Raw genomic sequence first — 20,344 nt, forward strand, 5'->3', positions numbered from 1 at the left:
ATCAATCGGCAGGAGGAAATAATATGACATTAAAAGTGGGTATTGTGGGTACGGGTTGGTTCTCTAAGGTACATGCTGATTTGCTTGCAGGGATGGCTGATGTCCAGTTGCAGGCAGTCTGTGGAAGCAGTAAAGCCAAAGGCGAAGATATGGCACGCCCATACGGAGCTGCTGGATATGGTGATATTACAGAGATGTTGGATGCAGAGACGCTTGATGCTGTTTATATCTGTGTGCCTCCACAATCTCATGGTGCGATTGAACGTTCATTAATCAAGAGGGATATTCCTTTTTTTATAGAGAAGCCGCTTAGTATGACTACTGAAATTCCTGCTAGCTTGCTGCAAGATATTAAAGAACATAATTTATTGACCTCGGTTGGCTACCATTTTCGCTATCAAGAGAATGTCAGACGGCTCAAGGAAACACTTCGAGGTGACAAGATCGGTATGGTCATGGGCCAGTGGATGGGCGGCATGCCGGGCGTAGCTTGGTGGCGTGATCAGGAGCAATCCGGAGGACAGTTCACCGAGCAGACCACTCATATCGTCGATTTGGTACGTTATCTGGCGGGAGAGGTAAAAGAAGTATACGGCATGTTTGGAAATCGAATTATGCATGAGCAGCATGAAGGTGTGAGTGTAGCCGATGTAGGTACCGTATCTCTGAAGCTTGAGAATGGAATCATAGCTAATATTTCAAATACATGTGTGCTGCCTGATCCGGTAGGAAGTGTAGGTCTTAGTTTCTATAATGATCGGGGATTGCTGGACTGGAACCCGGATCGTCTCTTGGAAGTGCGAAGTGGCAATAGCACCGAATTTGAAAACACAGGAAATCCATATTTAGTGGAAAGTGAAGCTTTTCTGTATGCAGTACGGACAGGAGACCGTTCGCGTATTCTGAGTGACTATGAGGATGGATTCAAGACGCTTAAAGTAACTTGTGCGGCTTACGAGTCAGCACAAAGTGGACTTCCGGTTAAATTCTAAGTTTGGATTCTTAAAAAAAGGACATGCCGCCTTAGATGTGCTAAAGAGACATGTCCTTGGCTCAAGCTGGGTTAGCCTAGTGGAGGAATATCGCGAGTAAAGCTGGCGCCACACCTATGGATAACAGCGCGGACAGAATCATCGCAATACTGGAGATGGTTCCGGTCAGTGAACTAAGCTCGAAGGCCTTGGATGTTCCTGTACCATGCGCAGCGGTTCCCAGCGATACACCACGCGCGATTTCATTGTCAATGCGGAAGATGCGGAGTACTGTAGGGCCCATCATTGTACCGAGTATTCCGGTAATGATGACGAAGACTGCAGTAATACTCGGTACACCGCCGATACTTTGCGAGATGCTCATAGCGATCGGTGTAGTCACCGAACGTGGAACCAGACTGGCTGCCAGATCGCCGCTGACATGCAGCCATTTGGCGAGCAGAATGGAAGAGATCACCGCTGTTATCGTCCCTGAAAGCACGCCTGCCGCAATCTCGGCGGCGTGCTTTTTGAGCACCTTGAAGTTTTTATGCAAAGGGATTGCAAAGGCCATAGTTGCCGGTTGCAGCAAATCCGTCAGCCATTTGCCTCCCGCATTGTAAGAATCATAAGTAATGCCTGTGATGAGTAAGAAGATAATCATAAGCACTGGTGTAATGATCAATGGAGAGGTGTACACTTTGCCACTAGAAGCATAAATGCGTTTCGCCAGTAGATATACAGCAACCGTAAGACCGAAGAATAACAGAGCGTTTAACATGATCCTTTCCGCTCCTTTGCTTTGTAAATTCTACTGGTAAGTAATCCGGAACTGGCCATTACAACAATCGTACCCAAAATGACCACTGCGAGGATTCGTAATCCATCAGTTTCCAGAATGTTGGCGTATTTCATTACGCCGATAGCAGATGGAATAAAGAACAGTAAGAGCTCAGCCAGTAGCCAAGAAGCACCAACTTCAACCCAATTCAGATGAATGACACCAAACTCAAGCAGAAGAAACAATATAATCATTCCGAGTATGCTTCCGGGAATAGGGATATGCAATAATGGGGTTACAGCATTGATTAGTAATGAGAATAGGGTAAGTCCCGCTACCTGCAGCAAGCCTATAACAATCTTTTTCATAAGGCTTCGCTCCTTTCATGATAATGAAAGTTTACATCAATTGTTTTCATAGGTAAAATGAATAGATTGAATAAATGACATTCCTTTTGTCTATGTATCGGAGGTTGGAAGATGGATATCCGACAATTAGAATATTTCGTCCAAGCAGCACGAATGAAAAGCTTTACTCGGGCTGCCGAATCCTTATATATTTCACAGCCTACGATCAGTAAAATGATCCGGAATATGGAGATCGAGCTGGAGGCTGATTTGTTTTATCGTGAAGGGAAAAGTGTCCGGCTTACAGATGCAGGGGAAATTCTGTTCACCAAAGCGCAAAATATCGTGGAGTCGTTCGCCAGCTTGTCTTCTGAGCTGGATAGCTTACGAAATTTGGAGCAGGGCCACATCCGCATCGGTCTGCCTCCAATGGTAGGGGCGAGCTTTTTTCCTTCGGTGATTGGTCAATTTCATAAACGTTATCCGCAGGTTACTATTCGTCTGCATGAGGATGGCGCGAAGAAAGTGGAGGAAGATGTAGAAACGGGCTTGCTGGATATCGGAATGGTTGTGCTGCCTGTAAATACAGCCAAACTTCATTGCTTCACCTTTGTTGAAGAGAAGCTGAATCTTATTTTACCTGTTGGACATAGATTGGCCGAGGCAGACCTTGTTCCGTTAAGTGAACTAGCCGAAGAGGAGTTTGTGCTGTTCCGGGAGGATTTTACGCTGCATGATCGGATTATTACGGAATGTGTGAAGGCGGGATTTCAGCCTAAGGTTATCTATGAGAGCTCCCAATGGGACTTAATTAGCCGCATGGTGGCTGCCGGAATGGGAATCGCATTGCTGCCAGAAACCATTTGCCGGGATATGGATCGTTCACGATTGGTCGTTGTGCCTTTGACGGATCCGGTAATTCCGTGGCAGCTTGCTATGGCGTGGCGAAGAGATCGTTATTTATCTTTTGCGGCACGCGAATGGATTGCTTTTGCAAAGGGACTTTTGCGAGAACAGTATCCCAACGAGCTCCCTGACGAGCATGTGAAGGACTCTGAATAAAGAGTAATTCCGTTTTTGTTAGAAGCTCTACAATTTTTCTTTTTTTTGAAAATATGTTTTTTGGTATCATGACTTATGATAGGAGAAGATGTTGATAGAGAGAAGGAGAGAGATGTGACACAAAATCCAAATTCCTCCAAGAATAATCATAGAAAAGATTATAAAGAAGATGAGCTACTTGTAACTATAGAGAGTCTTAGATGTGAATTGCTGGAGGTTGCAGAGCAACGGAGTCTTAGTGACCGTGCTGTTCTAGAGCTTAGTGAGCGATTAGACAGCTATATTTTGCTGGCACAAAATAAGATGATGGAAAATTTGCGCAACCGGAAAGCCGGCATTACATCCTATAGTAGAAGTTCCAAAACCGCCATCACTGTTAGCTAAACTACCAACAACATAGAATTATAATACTATGAAGATGTTACTGATCTAGAGGAGCGTATTAGGCTCCTCTATTTGTCGTACAATCTATTTGTTGTACAATCCATAACTTTCACCTATAATGTCAATTAATAGAATCTTTTCAAGTCAAACTTTGGGGGTGCCGAGTGGAGGGAAAGTTAACAACTATACGCTCAGAAATTGAGAAAAATTTGTCCCGCTCCGGCCATAATCTCGCCTCATTTTCAAAAATTTGTGGCCTGAATCGAGGTAGCCTCAGTGCAATTCTGCATGGAAATCCGCCGAAGCCTATGTCCTTGGGACAAGTAGATGCAATTATAAAAGCCTTTGGTTTTCCAGAAGGTTGGTTATATCCTCTATATGTTGATGAATGCTTCAATGATGAGAAGGTCTCACGCCGTAGAGTGGAGCCTTTTTTGATTCGTTGTGCTGAATTGGGCAAACAGCCTTGTATTGAGGACACTTTAAGCAGATTACTGGAATATCCGAAGTCTCTGGATATCGTTTATTCCGTAGCTGATAAATTGTTTAAAAAAGGTAAAATAGATGAATCGATATTTTTTTATAAAGTTGTAGCTGAGAATGAGTCCGACAGTTACTCGGAGCGGCTCGCAATAAGTCATTATCGTATTTTTAGAGCAATTTTATCCATCGTCGATTCAGACGAGAAGTTACATGCAGTTATTACTTTTGAACCTTTCAGGAATCGTCTACCAGAAAATATGCAATTGGATGGTCTCTTAACTTTGACACAGTTATGTTTCGACCTTCGTCGATGGAATAAAATGGAGTCGTTCGCTGATGAGCTAAGAACGTTGGCTAATGCTGTTTACCGCGAGCAACTGCGAAGTAATGTGGATAAACGTAAGGAAGTTCTTCATACGGAACGTCCACTAGTGGTTTATTACGGTCATGGGTATTTGCTTAAAGCAATTTCGCTGACCAAGCAAGGTAAATATGAAGAAGCTAAAAAGTATACTGCAGGCTACGCAGATCTTGGCTGGTTTGAAATGATGAACGAAGAGGGCCGTCAGGCGGTAGAACAATTTCGGTTATTCGCAATGGGTAATGGTTTCACAATTGAGTTGTTGATGGGCAATGTGGATGTTCTATCTTCCTATGCGGCCTTTTTAGCAGATCACCCAGGTGAAATCTTAGCTGGACTTATAACTATTATGGATGCTGCTAATCGTTACGGGTTCTCTGCTGACAGTGTACTTACACGATTCTCACGAGAAATGTTGAGGTTTGAAGGGTTTCAGGAGCCTAATAATGTAGATCGCGTATTTCGTTTGTACTATCAAGTAGCAATCTATGAAATAAATAAGCAATGTTATAGCACAGGTGTAGATTATCTTCTGAAATCTTTAGAGTTATCTATAAAGCAAAACAACGGAAAAGATTTCATTAATTGTATAACCTTATTTGAGACGAGCAGGGATTACGCTACTGCTTCCCAACAGGATAAATATAGAGAACTAGTAAAGGGGGTGAGAAAAAATGAAAAAATCACTGTTGATGATGGTAAGCGTGTTAGCATTGTTTAGCTTCATTATCATTGGACCTGTTGGCTCTGGAAGTAATGGAGGCATTACAACCTATGAGCATGGAGCTTGGTTCTAAGGGATGAAAACATCTATTCAATCCTTAAACAATACAGAGCAGTACATAAACCGATAACTACTCCCTTGCACTCGTGCTGGGGAGTTTTCTTTTTCGTAATAATTGATAGCGTATTCATAATTTGACAAAGCAATCTGGCGAAAATATAATTAGGTAGCCTAAATAATATAGTGTTTAATAATTAGTTGACCTAACTAAATAGAGGTGAAGGAAATTGGGATAAACGGAGGAAATACAGAAAATACTGAAAATTCAGTCGCACACGGGCTTTTTGCGGCGATGAAACGCCTGCACAAAGCTCAATGGCAAAAGGGCGTTGAGGGCCACAAGCCAAGTGAGATGACTTTAATGATATGCATTGAAAAATGGAATCATTCTGATGAAGAGGGTCTCAAGGTGTCTGAAATCAGCCGACTACTTGGATTCACTCCTCCTACCATCACGCAGCTGATTAACAGTCTTGAAGCGAAACAGATGGTGGAAAGACGCGCGGATCCTTCGGACCGAAGAGTTGTACGCGTGAAATTAACGGAAAGTGGAAAAGAACTCACACGAAAAGCGGAACATTATCGTGATGTGATGCTTGATAAGCTTGTACAGCACTTAGGCGAAAAAGACACTAAACAGCTCACAGAGCTATTGCTTAAGGTACATGAATACGTTGAGGATAATCCACCACCTGATTGGGATAGGCTACAAATGAACGGAGATGAGAAGCTTGATTAAATTATTTAAACAACTGAAGCCTTTTAGGGTAGCTATTGGTGCTGTATTAATCCTTGTATTTTTGCAGTCCATGGGCGATTTATACCTTCCTACACTGATGTCTGACATCGTCGACAAAGGGATTGTTCAAGGAGATCGCGCTTATATTTGGAAAATAGGTAGTTTCATGCTCCTGGTTGCAGGTGGCGGTGCTTTATGTTCGGTAATTGCCAGTTACTTATCCGCAAAAGTAGCAGCCGGGTTTGGTAAACTCACCCGTGCACGAGTATTTAACCATGTAGAAAATTTTACGCTGCATGAATTCGATAAGCTGGGTACAGCTTCCTTGATTACACGTACAACAAATGATATTACACAAGTTCAAACGGTACTTACTATGATGTTGCGCATGATGATCGGAGCACCGATGATGATGATTGGTGGGATCATCATGGCAGTATCTGAAGATGCTAAATTATCATTGATTTTTGTAGTCGTTATTCCTGTACTTGTAGGGGCGATCTTCTTTATTGGGATGAAGGGTCTGCCACTGTTTAAAGCCATTCAGATTAAGCTTGATAAATTAAACCTGGTGCTGCGTGAGCATCTGACAGGTATTCGTGTTATTCGTTCTTTTAACCGGATTGATCATGAGAATAGACGTTTCACCGAAGCTAACCGTGATCTTACGGATACAGCTATCAAGGTCAACAAAATCATGGCCGGCCTGATGCCGCTGATGATGATTGTAATGAACTTTTCTATGATTGCTATTCTTTATTTTGGTGGAATCCGAATTGGTGATGGCGACTTGCAAGTTGGGTCCCTGATGGCATTTATCCAATATGCAATGCAAATTATGTTCTCTCTGATTATGGTATCGATGATGTTCGTGTTAATTCCACGTGCTTCAGCTTCAGCCGTGCGTATCAATGAGGTACTGGATATGCAGCCTGAATTTACAGATCCTACTGAGAGTGAACTGCATACAACAGCTCAAGCTACTAAAAAAGACGGACGCGATTCTTTGCGTGGTTTTGTTGAGTTTGAGAATGTATCTTTTTCCTATCCAGGGGCAGAACAGCCTGCTCTTTCAAAAATTAGCTTTAGTGCTCGTCCGGGTGAAGTTACTGCAATTATCGGGGGTACCGGATCGGGTAAATCTACGCTGCTTAGCCTGATTCCAAGGTTTTATGATGTTAATGAAGGTGCTGTACGCGTAGACGGAGTGGATGTGCGTGAGATGACACAGGAAGAGCTGCGGAGCAAAATCGGTTACATCCCACAAAAAGCAGTATTGTTCTCGGGTACGATTAATGAGAACATCCGCTACGGTAAAGAGGATGCTACGGATGAAGAAATCATTCATGCATCCAAGGTGGCTCAAGCCTACGATTTCGTATCCGCGATGAAGGATGGGTTTGACTCGGAAATTGCTCAGGGCGGGAATAACGTCTCAGGTGGTCAGAAACAGCGGTTGTCCATTGCTCGGGCGCTTGTGAGAAAACCTGAGGTTTATCTGTTCGACGATAGCTTCTCAGCTCTTGATTTCAAGACAGATGCCAAACTTCGCGCGGCTCTCAAAGCTGAAACTACGGAATCCACCGTATTGATCGTAGCTCAACGGGTTAGCACCGTTATGGATGCGGACCGGATTATTGTAATTGATGAGGGTGAAATTGCTGGAATGGGCACTCACCGTGAACTGCTCGAGAGCAGTGATGTGTACCGCGAGATCGTATCCTCGCAGCTGTCAGAGGAGGAAATAGCATGAGCGAACAAAACAGAGAACATAAGCCTGCAGCTCCCCGCGGCCATAAAGGTCCGGGTGGACCGGGCGGTCCTGGAATGAGGATGCCGGCAGAAAAAGCTAAAGATTTTAAAGGTACACTTCGTCGCTTGATCAAATACTTGCGCCCACGTATGGTTCAATTGATTATTGTACTAATTATGGCGATTGCCAGTACGGTGTTCAGTATCTTCAGTCCAAAGGTTATGGGTAAAGCTACAACCAAACTGTTCGAAGGTGCTTACGGCAAACTGATGGGTGTAGAGGGTGCCTCCATTGATTTTGGATATATTAATGATATTCTCATCCTGCTCGCGGGATTGTATCTGCTTAGTGCTTTGTTTAGTTACATTCAGCAGTATGTAATGGCTGGTGTAGCGCAGAAGGTAGTTTATGACATGCGTGAGCAGATTAACAGCAAGCTGGAGCGGTTACCTTTAAAATATTTTGACTCCCGTACACACGGGGAAATTCTTAGCCGTGCTACGAATGACGTGGATAACATCAGTACCACGTTGCAGCAAAGTTTAACGCAGCTAATTACCTCAATCGTCACTATTATTGGTGTTATTGTGATGATGCTTACCATCAGCCCATGGCTGACTTTAATCACGATTACTACGTTGCCACTCAGCTTTATTGTGATTATGGCGATCTCTAAACGTTCGCAGACTTATTTTGTGAGACAGCAGAAATCGCTTGGCCAGTTGAATGGTCATGTAGAGGAAATGTATACGGGGCACCGGATTATTAAAGCTTTCGGCCGCGAACCGCAGTCACTTAAAGATTTTGATGAAATAAATGATAAGCTTTATGATTCTGGCTGGCGGTCTCAATTTATGTCAGGTATGATTATGCCGCTTATGATGTTTATCGGTAACTTGGGTTATGTGCTTATCTGTGTTGTGGGTGGTATTTTTGTTACTAAAAAAATGATTGATGTCGGGGATATCCAAGCCTTCATTCAATATTCACGTCAGTTCACCCAGCCGATTGCACAAACGGCTAATATTGCTAACATTATTCAATCCACCATTGCTTCCGCAGAACGTGTATTTGAACTTCTGGATGAAGAAGAGGAAGTTAAGGAAGTTAATACTACACTTGTGAAGCTTGATGAAGGTGCTCCGGAAGGTTCCGTTGAGTTCCGTCATGTGAAATTCGGCTATAAAGAGGATGCTATTCTGATTGAGGACATGAATATTGAGGTTAGTCCAGGTCAGACTATAGCGATTGTCGGTCCTACTGGTGCTGGTAAAACCACTTTAATTAACCTGTTGATGCGCTTCTACGAGCTTAACGATGGGGAAATTATCATTGATGGCGTCAACATTACCGACATGAAACGGAGTGACCTACGTAGCAAGTTTGGAATGGTGCTTCAGGATACCTGGCTCTTCAACGGTACGATTCGTGACAACATTGCTTACGGCCGTGAAGGTGCATCTGAAGCTGATGTGGTGCGGGCGGCCAAGGCTGCGCATGCTGATCACTTTATCCGCACACTTCCGCTTGGCTACAATACGGTGTTAAATGAAGAGGCTTCTAATATTTCACAAGGACAGAAGCAGTTGATTACTATTGCTCGCGCTATTCTGGCCGATCCATCGATTCTTATTCTTGATGAAGCAACGAGCAGTGTCGATACACGGACTGAATTGCTGATTCAAAAAGCGATGAATGCGCTGATGCAAAACAGAACAAGCTTCGTTATTGCCCACCGTCTCTCGACGATTCGTGATGCGGATCTCATCCTTGTCATGAACCAAGGTAGTGTAATCGAGAAAGGCAACCACGAAGAACTGCTGGCCCAAGGCGGATTCTATGCGGATCTCTATAACAGTCAGTTCTCTGAAGGAGATTTGGACGTAGGCTAAATTGAAGTGAAGAAAAATGTATAGTTAATCATAAACCCCTCTTTTCACATGATGCTGATTTTTTATGTGAAGAGAGGGGTATTTTATATGTGATGAGGTGCTTTAATTTTTCTGAAAAATAAAAAAAGTTTGATTAAAAATTAAAGCATATATATGATAGAATAAAAAATGACCCGCGGCTCATTTTTAAGGCTGCAAGGTAAAGGAGAGGATGAAGGGAATGTCAGGCTACGGAAAATGGGTGGCAGGAAAAAAGACGAAGTGGATTACTCTTCTCGTATGGATAGTGCTTGTAGGTGCACTTACCCTGTTATGGCCTGCAGTGAATTCTCAGGTTGCTAATAATGCGCCTAACCTCCCAGATGATTCACAATCGGTACAGGCAGCAGCTATTGCAGAGCAAGAATTCCCTAGTGGAAGTGGAGTGCCGGCGCTGCTCGTATGGCATAGAGAAGGTGGGCTTTCACAAGATGATTTAGTACATATCACTGCTGTGTACAAGAAGTTGGAGCAGCAACCGTTGCCCCATCAGAATTTTGTTCCTCCATTAGGACAACTGCCGCCACAGGCATTACAAGCCTCGTTATCTGAGGATCTTAGCACGCTGGTAACCCCGGTGCTTTTTGATAAAACAGCAGATAGTGATCAGCTTGGCGAAGCTGTGACAGAAATGAAGAAGATCATAAACACAGAGACGGGTGGAGACCCCTCTGCGGCTAAGGTAGATGGAAAAGACCTGAGTTTACGTGTTACGGGTCCAGTGGGCATCTCTATAGATGCTTCAGGCCTGTTTCAGAACGCAGACGTTTCCTTGTTAATTGCTACGGTTATGCTTGTGCTGGTGTTCTTATTAGTGATTTACCGTTCACCGATCTTGGCGTTTATTCCTCTTATTGCAGTTGGATTCGCTTATGGTGTAACTAGTCCGATTCTTGGAAAAATGGCGCAAGAAGGCTGGATCACAGTGGATTCACAGGCTGTCTCGATTATGACTGTTTTGTTATTCGGAGCTGGTACGGACTATTGCCTGTTCTTGATCTCACGGTTCCGGCAGTTGTTGAAGGTAGAAGAGAGTAAGAGTCGTGCGCTTCTTCGCTCCATTACCGAATCTTCAGGTGCCATTGCTATGAGTGGCTTTACCGTCGTGCTCGCGCTGTTTGCATTATTGCTGGCTAAGTATGGAGCTTATCATCGTTTTGCCGTTCCATTTAGCGTGTCTATCTTCATCATGGGAATTGCCAGTCTAACCCTCGTACCAGCACTGCTGGCAATCTTCGGACGGACCTCGTTCTTCCCATTCATTCCGCGCACACCGCAAATGGAGGTAGAACGGGCCAAGGCTAAAGGCAAACCTGTTCCTGAACCCAAAGTTTCCCGTAAAAAGGGCATTGGCGGCTTGGTAATAACCCGGCCTTGGGCTATCGTAGGCGTGACCGTTATCGGACTGGGGATTCTGGCTTCATTTTCCAGTGGCATCAAATTTACGTATGATATCCTATCCTCTTTTCCTAAAAATATGGAGTCTCGCGAAGGTTTCGACCTTATTGGCAAACAATTCTCTCCCGGAGAATTGGCTCCAGCGAAGCTGATTATTGATACCCAAGGAAAAGCGAGTGGAGAGGATCTAAAGGTCATTCTTGGCGGACTTACTTATGTGGACACGGTTTCCGATCCGCAGCAGGGGGCAGTAAACAAAGATATTGTTGGTTTTGATATTGAATTTAAAAGCAATCCATATTCACTAGAAGCGATGGGTCATATTCCTACTCTTCTTGCTACCGCAGAGCAGGCATTAATCGATGTAGACGTTGCGAACCCTGCGGATCACGTGTGGGTAAGCGGACAGACGGCAACACAGCATGACACTAAAGAGATTGGGGATCGGGACACCGATCTGATTATCCCCGTAGTCATCGGAATGATCACCGTGCTGTTGTTGATATATCTGCGTTCAATAGTGGCCACCATCTATCTGGTCGGCACCGTTATTCTCTCCTTTTTCTCAGCGCTTGGCTTAGGCTGGATTATCATTCACTATGTGATGGGAGCAGATGCCATTCAGGGAGCGATCCCACTGTATTCCTTTGTTTTCTTGGTGGCACTTGGAGAAGACTACAACATCTTCATGATCTCGAATATCTGGAAAAAGCGTAAAACCATGCCGCTTAAGCAGGCTATCGCGGAAGGTGTGAATGAGACCAGCTCGGTAATTACCTCTGCCGGCCTTATTCTGGCAGGTACATTTGCTGTATTGGCAAGCTTGCCGATCCAGGTGCTTGTGCAGTTCGGTATCATCACCGCTCTAGGTGTTCTGCTGGATACCTTCGTGGTTCGTCCGTTCCTTGTACCAGCTATTACGACGCTCTTTGGCCGTTGGTCATTCTGGCCGGGTAAACATCAAGAGGTGGAGACGCCTCAGCCAGATGTAAGTAAATAATGAGTTTATAAACAAACAGGGATGTCCCAGAGCCAAATTGGCTCCGGACATCCCTGTTTGTTTTAGGCTTGAGCACAGGGCATCGCTGGATAATAGCGCTGCTTGTACCAACTAACTGAACTTTATCTAATAGGTTAATCAAACAGTCTGTTGGACGATAATTACTCTAAGTTTTTACCGTAGCAATTAGCATTTAGAAGCGATAACTGTGCTAATTAGCCTGCTGGTTGTCTTAGCCGAAGAGGTAAAAGACAGTTAGGTGGCTGTAACGGTTAACCGAGTGGTAATAGTCAATTAGCGCGTAGCACCGGTTACCTAGCAATAACAGTTAATTAGCTAACTGTACTTATCGGGCAACTATCCCGTACACACTGCTGGTTCCATCAAGCTACGGCTCTGTTTGGGTGATCCAAATACTTAGTTACCGGGCGTGCGGCTGATCATTAGTTCATATTTATCGATGGAAGCACCCAGAATTGCGTCATTACCACCAGCACCACGGTGCGACTGACGGAAGGACTCGCTGGAGGTCCAGCCTTTGAATGCATCCTCATTCTCCCATACGGTGCAGATTTTTAGTTCCTCGACACCTTCCTTGGCATTTCCACGCCAAACCTCCATACGTACAAACCCTGCCATATCCTGCACACCATTATTTCCTCCGAAACGTTGAGCAATGGCTTCGCCATGACCTTCTTTTACTTTAATAGTATTAGTTACTACCAGCATGATAGATAAACCTCCGATCAGAAAGTTAGTATATTTTTCAGGACATTGTGAATCAAAATAATATAACATAGGAACCTCGAAAATTAGCCAAGATTTCAAGGTAACATCGTGTTTTCAACTAACAAAAATAAAAGACCATCCCACAAGACACAAGAATGCGGGCGCTTAATTGCACTTTGTACACTTAAATTATCCGTCACACCCGAAACGATCGAATAAGTGTATTCTCTGCAACTAATTTGTGCGAATCTGGTGAATAGCCGAGAATAGCCTTCTTTTAACTGTATAGAGTGCAACTAAAGTATGATTTCTCCTCTAATTGCGCTGAATAGATGTACAAAGTGCAACTATTATCTATTTAAACGTTAAGTATGGTGCAAACTCAGGTACCTGCCAAAAATCAAAGTGTCTACTGCAAGTAAAGTGTCTACTGCAAGTAAAGTGTCTACTGCAAGTAAAGTGGCTATCGCAAGTTAAAGTACTGCTGCATGTTAAAGTAACTACTGCAAGTAAAGTGCCACCTCAATCGTAACGTTACTCTAAGCCAAAGTGCAACTGAACTCCAAAGTGTTTACTCAAAACCACCATTACAGCTAGCACCTAATTCCAGTCCCGGTTACCTAATAAAGCCCCAAATGAAGTTACATTGCAGAATGTGCAACAGAATAGTCTGAATGTTATCTGGATAAGGCAGTCTGTTGCATTCTGTACAATAGAATCAAGCCCAACTCGCATAAAAGGAGGGGAGCCACTAAATTGAATGCACAAAGTGCAATCACCCCAGATCATCCGGCTCCCTCCGCGTCCAGCGCGATTTTATTGCGGATTGGTGGTCCATAGTCCTGCTGTTTTTAGGAAGACGCGATCCGGCAGCTTCAAAGCTGTCAGTGCCAATTCAGCAACATCTTCAGGTTGCATCATTCGATCTTCGTCACCGATTTTGAGTCCAGCATTGGAAGCTAGGCCAGTGTTGACCGTGCTTGGAGTCAAGGCTACGACGCGAATATTGTGTTTGCGCACTTCTTGTGCGAGGGCTTCGGTCATGCCCATGAGAGCGAACTTGGACGCGCAATAAGCAGAGCCTGTCGCGAAGCCGCGCTCTCCGGCTGTGGATGAAATATTGATGATATTTCCGCCATTTTTCTCAATCATCGCAGGCAGTGCAGCACGAGTTACGTAATAAGTACCGTAAAGATTAACTTGGATGTGGCGCTCCCAGTCTGCAGGGTCCATTTCTACTAAAGTGCCGAATTTTGCGATCCCGGCATTGTTGATTAATGCATCAAATGCTCCAAGCTCATTTTGCAGGGAAGCAACAGCACGTTCAGCTTCTTCGCGTACAGCGATATCGGCCACGGCAATGCTGACTTTAACGTCATATACTTCCGTTAAGGCTGATTTTAACGCTTCGAGATCACCTGAAGTTCTGGAGATCAGGCCTAAATTAGCACCTTCCTTAGCCAGTGCCATAGCCAAGGCTTTTCCGATCCCTTTGCCTGCACCAGTAATTACAACACTCTTTCCTCTCAAATCCATCTCTATCGTCACTCTCCTTCAAACTTTTTTGAAGCAGCTGCTTCATTCAAGTCTTATTATACCTGAATGCTATAGGGCAATTACAATCGCCTCTTAGAGAAGGGGCTGCAAATTTTCATGAAGCCGAACTGCCTTTTCATGAAAAGTATTATTCATGGAGTTTCGTCAGCGGTACCGAAGCAGGACCCTCTAAAACCTCCCCATCGTAGGAGAAGCGGGAACCATGGCAAGGGCAATCCCAAGAGCGATCCCCGTTGTTCCATTCGCATTCACAGCCCATATGGGTGCAGGTTCTATCCACCAGATGAAGTTTACCTTCTGTATCCTTATAAGCTCCCACACGTTTGCCATCATGGAACACAACGGCCCCTTCGTCAGCTTCTAAATCAGTTGTCTTTTTATGGACGATTTCCACTTTGCCCGCCACGAGCTCTTTTGCCACATTGGCATTTTGTACGATGAAGTTTTTCAGACTGGTGCCAGCTTTGAAGCGGGACGGATCGTACAATTCGGAATATGGATTATCTTTGCGCTGAATCTGATCCGAGATGATCTGTGCAGCCAGCGTACCGCTTGTCATGCCCCATTTTCCAAAGCCTGTGGCAATATAAATCTCTTTATCGTCTGAAATCTTGCCGATGTAGGGCACCCTGTCTAGGGTGATTAAATCCTGTGCTGCCCAACGGTAAGGGATTGTTTTGATGCCGAGCAGATTTCCTGCGAATAGCTCCAAATTCTCATAGTGTCCTATCGTGCAGATGCCCTGGCCCGTCTTATGATTGTCTCCCCCGACAATGACCAGATTCCTGCCTTCCCACTCTACTGCACGCAGAGAACGGGTGGGTTCGCTTGCGCTTAGATACATTCCACCCTCAAAATCCGTTTCAGGCTGGATCGCCAGACAGTAGGAACGTTCAGCATGCAGTCGCGAGAAATATAGTGCTCCTCCATCGTAAAAGGGGAAATGAGAAGCCGAAACGGCGTAGCGGCAGGTGATCCGATACTCGTCCTTTTCAGTAAAAAGCGTAAGCTTATCGTTCTTCTCCACCTTATCCGCCATCATCGTATGCTCATAGATTACGCCACCTTTATCCTGAATGACCTTCAGTAGCCCCTTCAGATATTGCAGCGGGTGAAAGCGGGCATGTCCTGGTAATTTAATGGCACCACTGGCCATCAGAGGGATAGAGACGTTATCTAGCCACTCTCCGGGCAGCCCCAATTGTTCATAGGCTTTATACTCTTCCTCCAGCTGTTTAAGCGTCTTATGATCTTCAGCATCCGCGTACAGAAAAGCTGCCTCCTGTTTCATGTCGCAGGATACTTCAAGCTCATCAGCCGTATTCTGGATCCAATTCATAGCCTCGCTGTTCGAGCGATAATAGAGCCGGGCTTGCTCCTGCCCAAAATGCTTTATCAAATGATGATAGATTAACCCGTGCTGTGCTGAGATTTTTGCACTGGTAAAACCCGTTGTGCCACTTAGAATTTCCCCGGCTTCCAAGAGCGTGACTTTGTAGCCTGCTATGCTGAGGAGATAGGCTGTTGTAATGCCTGTAATTCCACCGCCTACCACTGCGACATCTGTAGAGATATCTTCAGCCAGCTTTGAGAAAGTCGGTAAATCCGTGGTATCTCTCCATAATGATTCCGGAAATTGTGGAAGACTTTGCGTTATCTTACGGTTTGGGTCCATCTATTATCCCTCCATCTTTACAATCTTCATCTCATTTATTACCACAGTCCTGTGAAAAGAAACTTCCCATTCAATCGTGCTGTGCATGAATTCAGAGAAACAGTGCCAAAATAAGGTGGGAACCGGGACGTAAAGGATAAAGAGGAGGGATGATGTTCCATGTCAGTTCAACAGGATAAGGACAATATTTCTCTGGAATGGATCAAAGATCAGCTGAACGGGTTCGCGGATTTAATCGATAAGACGATCGTTACCTCTTTTGGGCAGGTCGACCTACTTTATATCAAAAGCGTTGCGGATTCGCAGATCCTCAGCCGAAATGTAATTGCACCGTTCTATGAGATGGAGAATATCAACGCTTATCAAAATTACATTTTGACGTATCCGGGCAGTGAAGAGGCGACTACAAAGGATAAGGCGATTGAGCTTTTGCTTAGCGGATATATTCTTCTGGGTTTGAAGGATACGTTCTGTTTCTTTGATGCTATGAATACGGAGATCAGCGGGGTTAATGAAACATCTGCAGAAAGCATTTCTCAGGGGCCTTCAGATGCGCTAACTGAGGATATTGCAGTGAATATGAACATGATTCGTCGGCGGTATCAATCCACCAATCTCAAAATGGAGACCATGGTCATCGGCGATGTCTCCAAAACAAAAATAGCGATTCTATACGATAACAGTCGGGTGGATAAGAATGTTTTAAAGGAATTACGTGAGAAAATGGGGACGTTAAAGGTTGATATTTTGCAGGCTACAGGCGAACTTGAGAAGTTTATAAGCAGTGATAAATTAAGAATACTCCCCAAGTCCATTATCACCGAAAGACCGGACAGGGTTGTGTTTAATTTATCTGAAGGAAAAGTAGCGATAATGCTGGATACTACGGGTTATGCGATAGTGCTGCCGTCTATTTTTAATGACTTTTTCACATCCATGGATGATAAAATCCAATTTCCTATCGTGGGGCGTTTTCTGAAGCTTTTGCGGATTATCGGTGTAGGCATGACACTTTGGCTGCCTGCATTCTATGTAACCCTCACCTCGTATAATCCAGAAATTATTCGGGTGCAGATTGCACTGCTTATTTCGGGTAGTCGTGCAACAGTACCTTATCCATCTTTTGTGGAAGTACTTTTAATGCTTATGATGATGGAGTTTCTGACTGAGGCGAGTTTACGGCTTCCCAAGGCGATTGGTCCAACGGCTACAACTGTAGGAGGTCTGATCTTGGGGCAAGCGGCGACGGCAGCAGGGCTAGTAGGGAATATCATGATTATATTGGTCTCTGCGGTTGCAATATCCAATTTTTTAATTCCGCTGAATATGATGAGCTTGTCGATACGCGTGCTGAAATATATTTTCCTTTTTGCCGCAGCTTTTTTAGGGTTGATTGGTGTAGTGGTCTGTGTAGTGGGCTTTGCCATGTATTTATGCAAGCAGCGCAGCTTTGGACAACCCTATTTCCGATTGTTTTTTCTCGATACCCTGGGCAAGAAGAAGGGCGGGGGCCATTGATGGCCAAAAGCCGTTATTTCTACTGTCTTTTTCTGATGAACAGCGTGATCAACATCATTAATTTTGTTCCAAGGGAACTAATAGACAGACGTTTTGGTGGTGCTTTGATGTCCATACTAATCGGAACGATCTTGGGCACTTTGTTTGTCTATACATTTACTGTTCTGATTGCTAAATTCCCCGGCAAGGGGTTTCCGGAAATATTTCACTCTTTGCTTCCTAAGAAGTTAGCCAGAACCTTACTGGTCCTTTTTGCCGGCTTATGGTGTGTGGCTGGGGGAGTTACATTGCTTTCTTTTGTAGATATCACGCTGCGGTTTATCAGCCCGGATTCGAATCCTTATACGGTTGTGATCAGTTTTTTAGTCTTGGTCTGCATCTGCTGTCGCTTTGATTCTCTATCACTCTTGTATGGGCTTGAGATCATTCTCAGCGTAACTTTACCATTAATTATTTATGGCCTCGTAAAAGCGTTGCTCAATCCGGACTTCAATTGGGATTCTGTTCTGCAGATTACTACATATCTCTGGCATAAGCCGGACCTAATGAGCCTTGCGGCGGCTACCTTTTCGTTCAGTGGTTACTTAAACCTGGCCATATTTAATCGGGTATTTCATGGGCTGAAGCTGAAACATGTCTGGATTATAGGGGTGGAGGGTCTTTTCGTATTGCTCTTGACTTTTTTAGTTCCCATCGGCTATTTCGGAACCGTTGCTATTGATAAACATGTGTATACATGGTTCTCGACGGCCGACAGTATTCGGATAGAATCCTTTATTATTGAACGGATGCTGTTTATTTTTTATTTTGCCTATTTGAGTTTATCTCTGGTAAGTGTAATCGTTCATTGGCATGGAGGTCTAGAGCTCTTTAAAGGGGCCATTTCATCTGTTAAAAAACAGTCCCCAAAAGCAGAGCGCTGGAAAGAGTGGAGCATCCTAGGCTTGTTTAGCGCGATGGTTCTGTCCTTGATGGGGCTGGATCAATATCAGCTTAACATGTTTGGTGCCTGGTTTCTGCAAATTCGCTGGTTTGGTGAGATGTTTATCATCGCTCTGCTGTTTTATTGTTATCGCAAAGTTAGGAGGGGGAAGCTATGAGAAGAGTGCTTGCTGGAATTGGGATTACCTTACTCCTGCTTCTCCCTGGTTGTGACTTCAAGGAAATTGATTTGCGGATTTTTGTGCTAGCGATCGGCGTTGATGAAGGTACAGAAGAAGGAAATTTTAAGATTAGCTTGAAGCTTGCTATCCCTCAGGGGGATGTCACCAAGATTGATGAGAAGATGCAGATCTTGACGGAGGAGTCTTCGAGCATTTCGGAAGCGCTTCGTAGAATGAAATCCAGAGTGGAAAAGGAGCTTGATTACTCCCATTGTAAATCAATTATTTTGGGGGAGGAGGTTGCCCGTAAAGATATTCTCCATGTTATGGATTGGGCCGTGCGACGTAGAGATATACAGCTTATTATTAATTTTGCAATAGGGCGTCCGGAAGCACTTCAAGTGCTGAAGGTAAGACCCGAATCAGAGCGGATCCCATCGAATTCTCTTATCCTGGCTATGAGTGGACAAGGCACGGAGTCTCCATTTATTTCTAGTGTGTATTCCTATCAGCTGATGAGAAATGTTTTTGAGGAGGGGATTGATCCGATCCTGCCGATTATCGAGGCTAAAGGGGAAAAGGAGTTTTTAATTGATAAAATTGCTCTGCTGAATAATGAGAAAATCAAAATGGTTCTTACGCCAAATGAGACCCGGCTATATAATCTGCTGTCACGCCCGAATCTGCGGACTAACTTACCCGCCCATTCCGAGGGAATTATGTTTCAATATTACACAGAGAGGTCATCCTCGCACTATAAAATCGTGACACCAGAGCAAGGAAAAGCTACTATTCGTTATCATATTAAGATAAAAGGTATTCTCGAAGAGAGTAGTAGCCCAGATCTGGTGACTCATAGCATGCTGGAGAAAATTGCAGTTGCTGGGGGAAAAGAACTGGAAGTGGATATCTTAGCATTGCTGACCAAAATTCAAGCAAGTGGTCTTGATCCCTTTGGTTGGGGGCTGCATTATGGAGCAAGACACTTTAATAACGATACGGAAATGAAAGTGTGGAAGGAACTCTATTCTAAACTTGACTTCCAAGTGAAGGCTGATGTAGACATTAAATATTCCGGAATGATTAGGTAGCTTGTAAAGTAACACGTGGATAAAAATGGGATTGACGTTCCCATTCACAAGATTTATACTTGATCTAAAAATAAATTAGAGGATGATAGGAATGAAAAGTCTAAATTTGACCTCCCAACGTCAAGCTGTTTACGATATCGTCCTTAATTCACATGACCATCCTACTGCTGCGGAAGTAATGAATCGGCTAGTAGAGCAGGGACATAGCTTAGCATACGGTACGGTATATAACTCTCTGCGTTATCTTTCAGATAAACAAATGATTCGTGAGCTTAAGCTTGGTGAAGCTGCCAGCAGATATGATGCACGTATGGATGATCACCAGCATATCATTTGTGAAGTTTGTGGAGCAGTAGATGAGGTTATGAATCAAGTTCCGCGTGAATGGATGAATACAGTGGCCAAGGATACCGGTTATACCATTGGTCATGCCCATGTAGTATTCGGGGGCGTCTGCCCGAACTGTAAGAACAAAAAGAATAATTAGGATAGAAGTGCCGGAGCCTGTGCTGCGGCAATAATAAGTAAATCGGAAGAGACCGCTTTCATTGAGGCGGCCTTTTTTGTTGCATTTATATGACAATTCTCAAAAAAAATGAGAAAAACGAAGAAAGATAGGAGGAAAATCGGTTCCTAAAACAGATATAAAATTATATATTAAGTCTGGTAAATGTATC

At 44.1% G+C, this 20,344-nt stretch carries 17 protein-coding genes; 12 read left to right on the forward strand and 5 right to left on the reverse strand.

Annotated elements, in window-relative coordinates:
- The first annotated feature begins 23 nt into the window (after positions 1-23).
- Positions 24-992, forward strand: a complete 969-nt coding sequence (locus MHH60_RS08095) for a Gfo/Idh/MocA family protein (protein ID WP_076132625.1) — start codon at positions 24-26, stop codon at positions 990-992.
- 76 nt (positions 993-1,068) lie between these two features.
- On the opposite strand, the gene MHH60_RS08100 is transcribed toward MHH60_RS08095, so the two are convergent.
- A complete protein-coding gene (locus tag MHH60_RS08100; RefSeq protein WP_076123999.1) occupies positions 1,069-1,752 on the reverse strand; it encodes a CidB/LrgB family autolysis modulator in 684 nt (227 codons plus the stop codon).
- Positions 1,746-2,120, reverse strand: a complete 375-nt coding sequence (locus MHH60_RS08105) for a CidA/LrgA family protein (RefSeq protein ID WP_036682017.1) — start codon at positions 2,118-2,120, stop codon at positions 1,746-1,748. Before MHH60_RS08105 ends, MHH60_RS08100 begins: the two co-directional genes overlap by 7 nt.
- Positions 2,121-2,231: 111 nt before the next feature.
- On the opposite strand from MHH60_RS08105, the gene cidR reads away from it, so the two are divergent.
- The 7 genes from cidR to MHH60_RS08140 all read left to right on the forward strand — a co-directional run bounded on the left by cidR (position 2,232) and on the right by MHH60_RS08140 (position 11,994).
- Complete coding sequence (cidR, locus tag MHH60_RS08110; protein WP_076132624.1) at positions 2,232-3,161, forward strand: cidABC operon transcriptional activator CidR; 930 nt, start codon at positions 2,232-2,234, stop codon at positions 3,159-3,161.
- A gap of 114 nt (positions 3,162-3,275) precedes the next feature.
- The gene (locus tag MHH60_RS08115; protein ID WP_076099698.1) at positions 3,276-3,545 is read left to right on the forward strand and encodes an aspartyl-phosphate phosphatase Spo0E family protein; all 270 of its coding nucleotides are present in this window, start codon (positions 3,276-3,278) and stop codon (positions 3,543-3,545) included.
- Positions 3,546-3,709: 164 nt separating this feature from the next.
- Complete coding sequence (locus tag MHH60_RS08120) at positions 3,710-5,110, forward strand: DNA-binding protein (RefSeq protein WP_076123994.1); 1,401 nt, start codon at positions 3,710-3,712, stop codon at positions 5,108-5,110.
- Between the two features lie 280 nt (positions 5,111-5,390).
- Positions 5,391-5,912, forward strand: coding sequence for a MarR family winged helix-turn-helix transcriptional regulator (locus tag MHH60_RS08125; RefSeq protein ID WP_081383179.1), 522 nt, complete (start codon positions 5,391-5,393; stop codon positions 5,910-5,912).
- Positions 5,905-7,665 carry an ABC transporter ATP-binding protein gene (locus tag MHH60_RS08130; protein WP_076132622.1) on the forward strand — a complete coding sequence of 587 codons (1,761 nt, stop codon included), beginning with the start codon at positions 5,905-5,907 and terminating at the stop codon, positions 7,663-7,665. The genes MHH60_RS08125 and MHH60_RS08130 overlap by 8 nt, the downstream gene beginning before the upstream one ends.
- Complete coding sequence (locus tag MHH60_RS08135) at positions 7,662-9,557, forward strand: ABC transporter ATP-binding protein (RefSeq protein WP_076123991.1); 1,896 nt, start codon at positions 7,662-7,664, stop codon at positions 9,555-9,557. The genes MHH60_RS08130 and MHH60_RS08135 overlap by 4 nt, the downstream gene beginning before the upstream one ends.
- Before the next feature lie 211 nt (positions 9,558-9,768).
- The gene (locus tag MHH60_RS08140) at positions 9,769-11,994 is read left to right on the forward strand and encodes an MMPL family transporter (protein WP_076132620.1); all 2,226 of its coding nucleotides are present in this window, start codon (positions 9,769-9,771) and stop codon (positions 11,992-11,994) included.
- 417 nt (positions 11,995-12,411) lie between these two features.
- Here MHH60_RS08140 and MHH60_RS08145 read toward each other — a convergent pair whose 3' ends face one another.
- From MHH60_RS08145 to MHH60_RS08155, 3 genes are all read right to left on the reverse strand, one after another.
- On the reverse strand, positions 12,412-12,723 hold the full coding sequence (locus MHH60_RS08145) for an antibiotic biosynthesis monooxygenase (protein ID WP_076132619.1): 312 nt from the start codon (positions 12,721-12,723) through the stop codon (positions 12,412-12,414).
- 816 nt (positions 12,724-13,539) lie between these two features.
- Complete coding sequence (locus MHH60_RS08150) at positions 13,540-14,259, reverse strand: 3-ketoacyl-ACP reductase (protein WP_036681981.1); 720 nt, start codon at positions 14,257-14,259, stop codon at positions 13,540-13,542.
- Positions 14,260-14,407: 148 nt separating this feature from the next.
- Positions 14,408-15,955, reverse strand: coding sequence for an FAD-dependent oxidoreductase (locus MHH60_RS08155; RefSeq protein WP_076132617.1), 1,548 nt, complete (start codon positions 15,953-15,955; stop codon positions 14,408-14,410).
- 159 nt (positions 15,956-16,114) lie between these two features.
- On the opposite strand from MHH60_RS08155, the gene MHH60_RS08160 reads away from it, so the two are divergent.
- The 4 genes from MHH60_RS08160 (at position 16,115) to MHH60_RS08175 (ending at position 20,154) form a co-directional block, all read left to right on the forward strand.
- A complete protein-coding gene (locus MHH60_RS08160; RefSeq protein WP_076132615.1) occupies positions 16,115-17,473 on the forward strand; it encodes a spore germination protein in 1,359 nt (452 codons plus the stop codon).
- Positions 17,473-18,573, forward strand: coding sequence for a GerAB/ArcD/ProY family transporter (locus tag MHH60_RS08165; RefSeq protein WP_076132613.1), 1,101 nt, complete (start codon positions 17,473-17,475; stop codon positions 18,571-18,573). The genes MHH60_RS08160 and MHH60_RS08165 overlap by 1 nt, the downstream gene beginning before the upstream one ends.
- Positions 18,570-19,667 (forward strand): Ger(x)C family spore germination protein, encoded by a 1,098-nt coding sequence (locus MHH60_RS08170; RefSeq protein WP_076132612.1) that lies wholly within the window; start codon positions 18,570-18,572, stop codon positions 19,665-19,667. Before MHH60_RS08165 ends, MHH60_RS08170 begins: the two co-directional genes overlap by 4 nt.
- Positions 19,668-19,758: 91 nt before the next feature.
- Positions 19,759-20,154, forward strand: coding sequence for a Fur family transcriptional regulator (locus MHH60_RS08175; RefSeq protein WP_076123979.1), 396 nt, complete (start codon positions 19,759-19,761; stop codon positions 20,152-20,154).
- Positions 20,155-20,344: the final 190 nt, after the last annotated feature.

The sequence above is a fragment of the Paenibacillus sp. FSL H7-0716 genome (assembly GCF_038002705.1).
In the GTDB taxonomy this organism is placed as follows: domain Bacteria; phylum Bacillota; class Bacilli; order Paenibacillales; family Paenibacillaceae; genus Paenibacillus_AQ; species Paenibacillus_AQ odorifer.

Bases quoted from the DNA above. Each gene is read 5' to 3' on its own strand.
- MHH60_RS08095 (WP_076132625.1), top strand. From the start codon at position 24: ATGACATTAAAAGTGGGTATTGTGGGTACGGGTTGGTTCTCTAAGGTA.
- MHH60_RS08100 (WP_076123999.1), bottom strand. From the start codon at position 1,752: ATGTTAAACGCTCTGTTATTCTTCGGTCTTACGGTTGCTGTATATCTA.
- MHH60_RS08105 (WP_036682017.1), bottom strand. From the start codon at position 2,120: ATGAAAAAGATTGTTATAGGCTTGCTGCAGGTAGCGGGACTTACCCTA.
- cidR (WP_076132624.1), top strand. From the start codon at position 2,232: ATGGATATCCGACAATTAGAATATTTCGTCCAAGCAGCACGAATGAAA.
- MHH60_RS08135 (WP_076123991.1), top strand. From the start codon at position 7,662: ATGAGCGAACAAAACAGAGAACATAAGCCTGCAGCTCCCCGCGGCCAT.
- MHH60_RS08140 (WP_076132620.1), top strand. From the start codon at position 9,769: ATGAAGGGAATGTCAGGCTACGGAAAATGGGTGGCAGGAAAAAAGACG.
- MHH60_RS08145 (WP_076132619.1), bottom strand. From the start codon at position 12,723: ATGCTGGTAGTAACTAATACTATTAAAGTAAAAGAAGGTCATGGCGAA.
- MHH60_RS08150 (WP_036681981.1), bottom strand. From the start codon at position 14,259: ATGGATTTGAGAGGAAAGAGTGTTGTAATTACTGGTGCAGGCAAAGGG.
- MHH60_RS08155 (WP_076132617.1), bottom strand. From the start codon at position 15,955: ATGGACCCAAACCGTAAGATAACGCAAAGTCTTCCACAATTTCCGGAA.
- MHH60_RS08160 (WP_076132615.1), top strand. From the start codon at position 16,115: ATGTCAGTTCAACAGGATAAGGACAATATTTCTCTGGAATGGATCAAA.
- MHH60_RS08165 (WP_076132613.1), top strand. From the start codon at position 17,473: ATGGCCAAAAGCCGTTATTTCTACTGTCTTTTTCTGATGAACAGCGTG.
- MHH60_RS08170 (WP_076132612.1), top strand. From the start codon at position 18,570: ATGAGAAGAGTGCTTGCTGGAATTGGGATTACCTTACTCCTGCTTCTC.
- MHH60_RS08175 (WP_076123979.1), top strand. From the start codon at position 19,759: ATGAAAAGTCTAAATTTGACCTCCCAACGTCAAGCTGTTTACGATATC.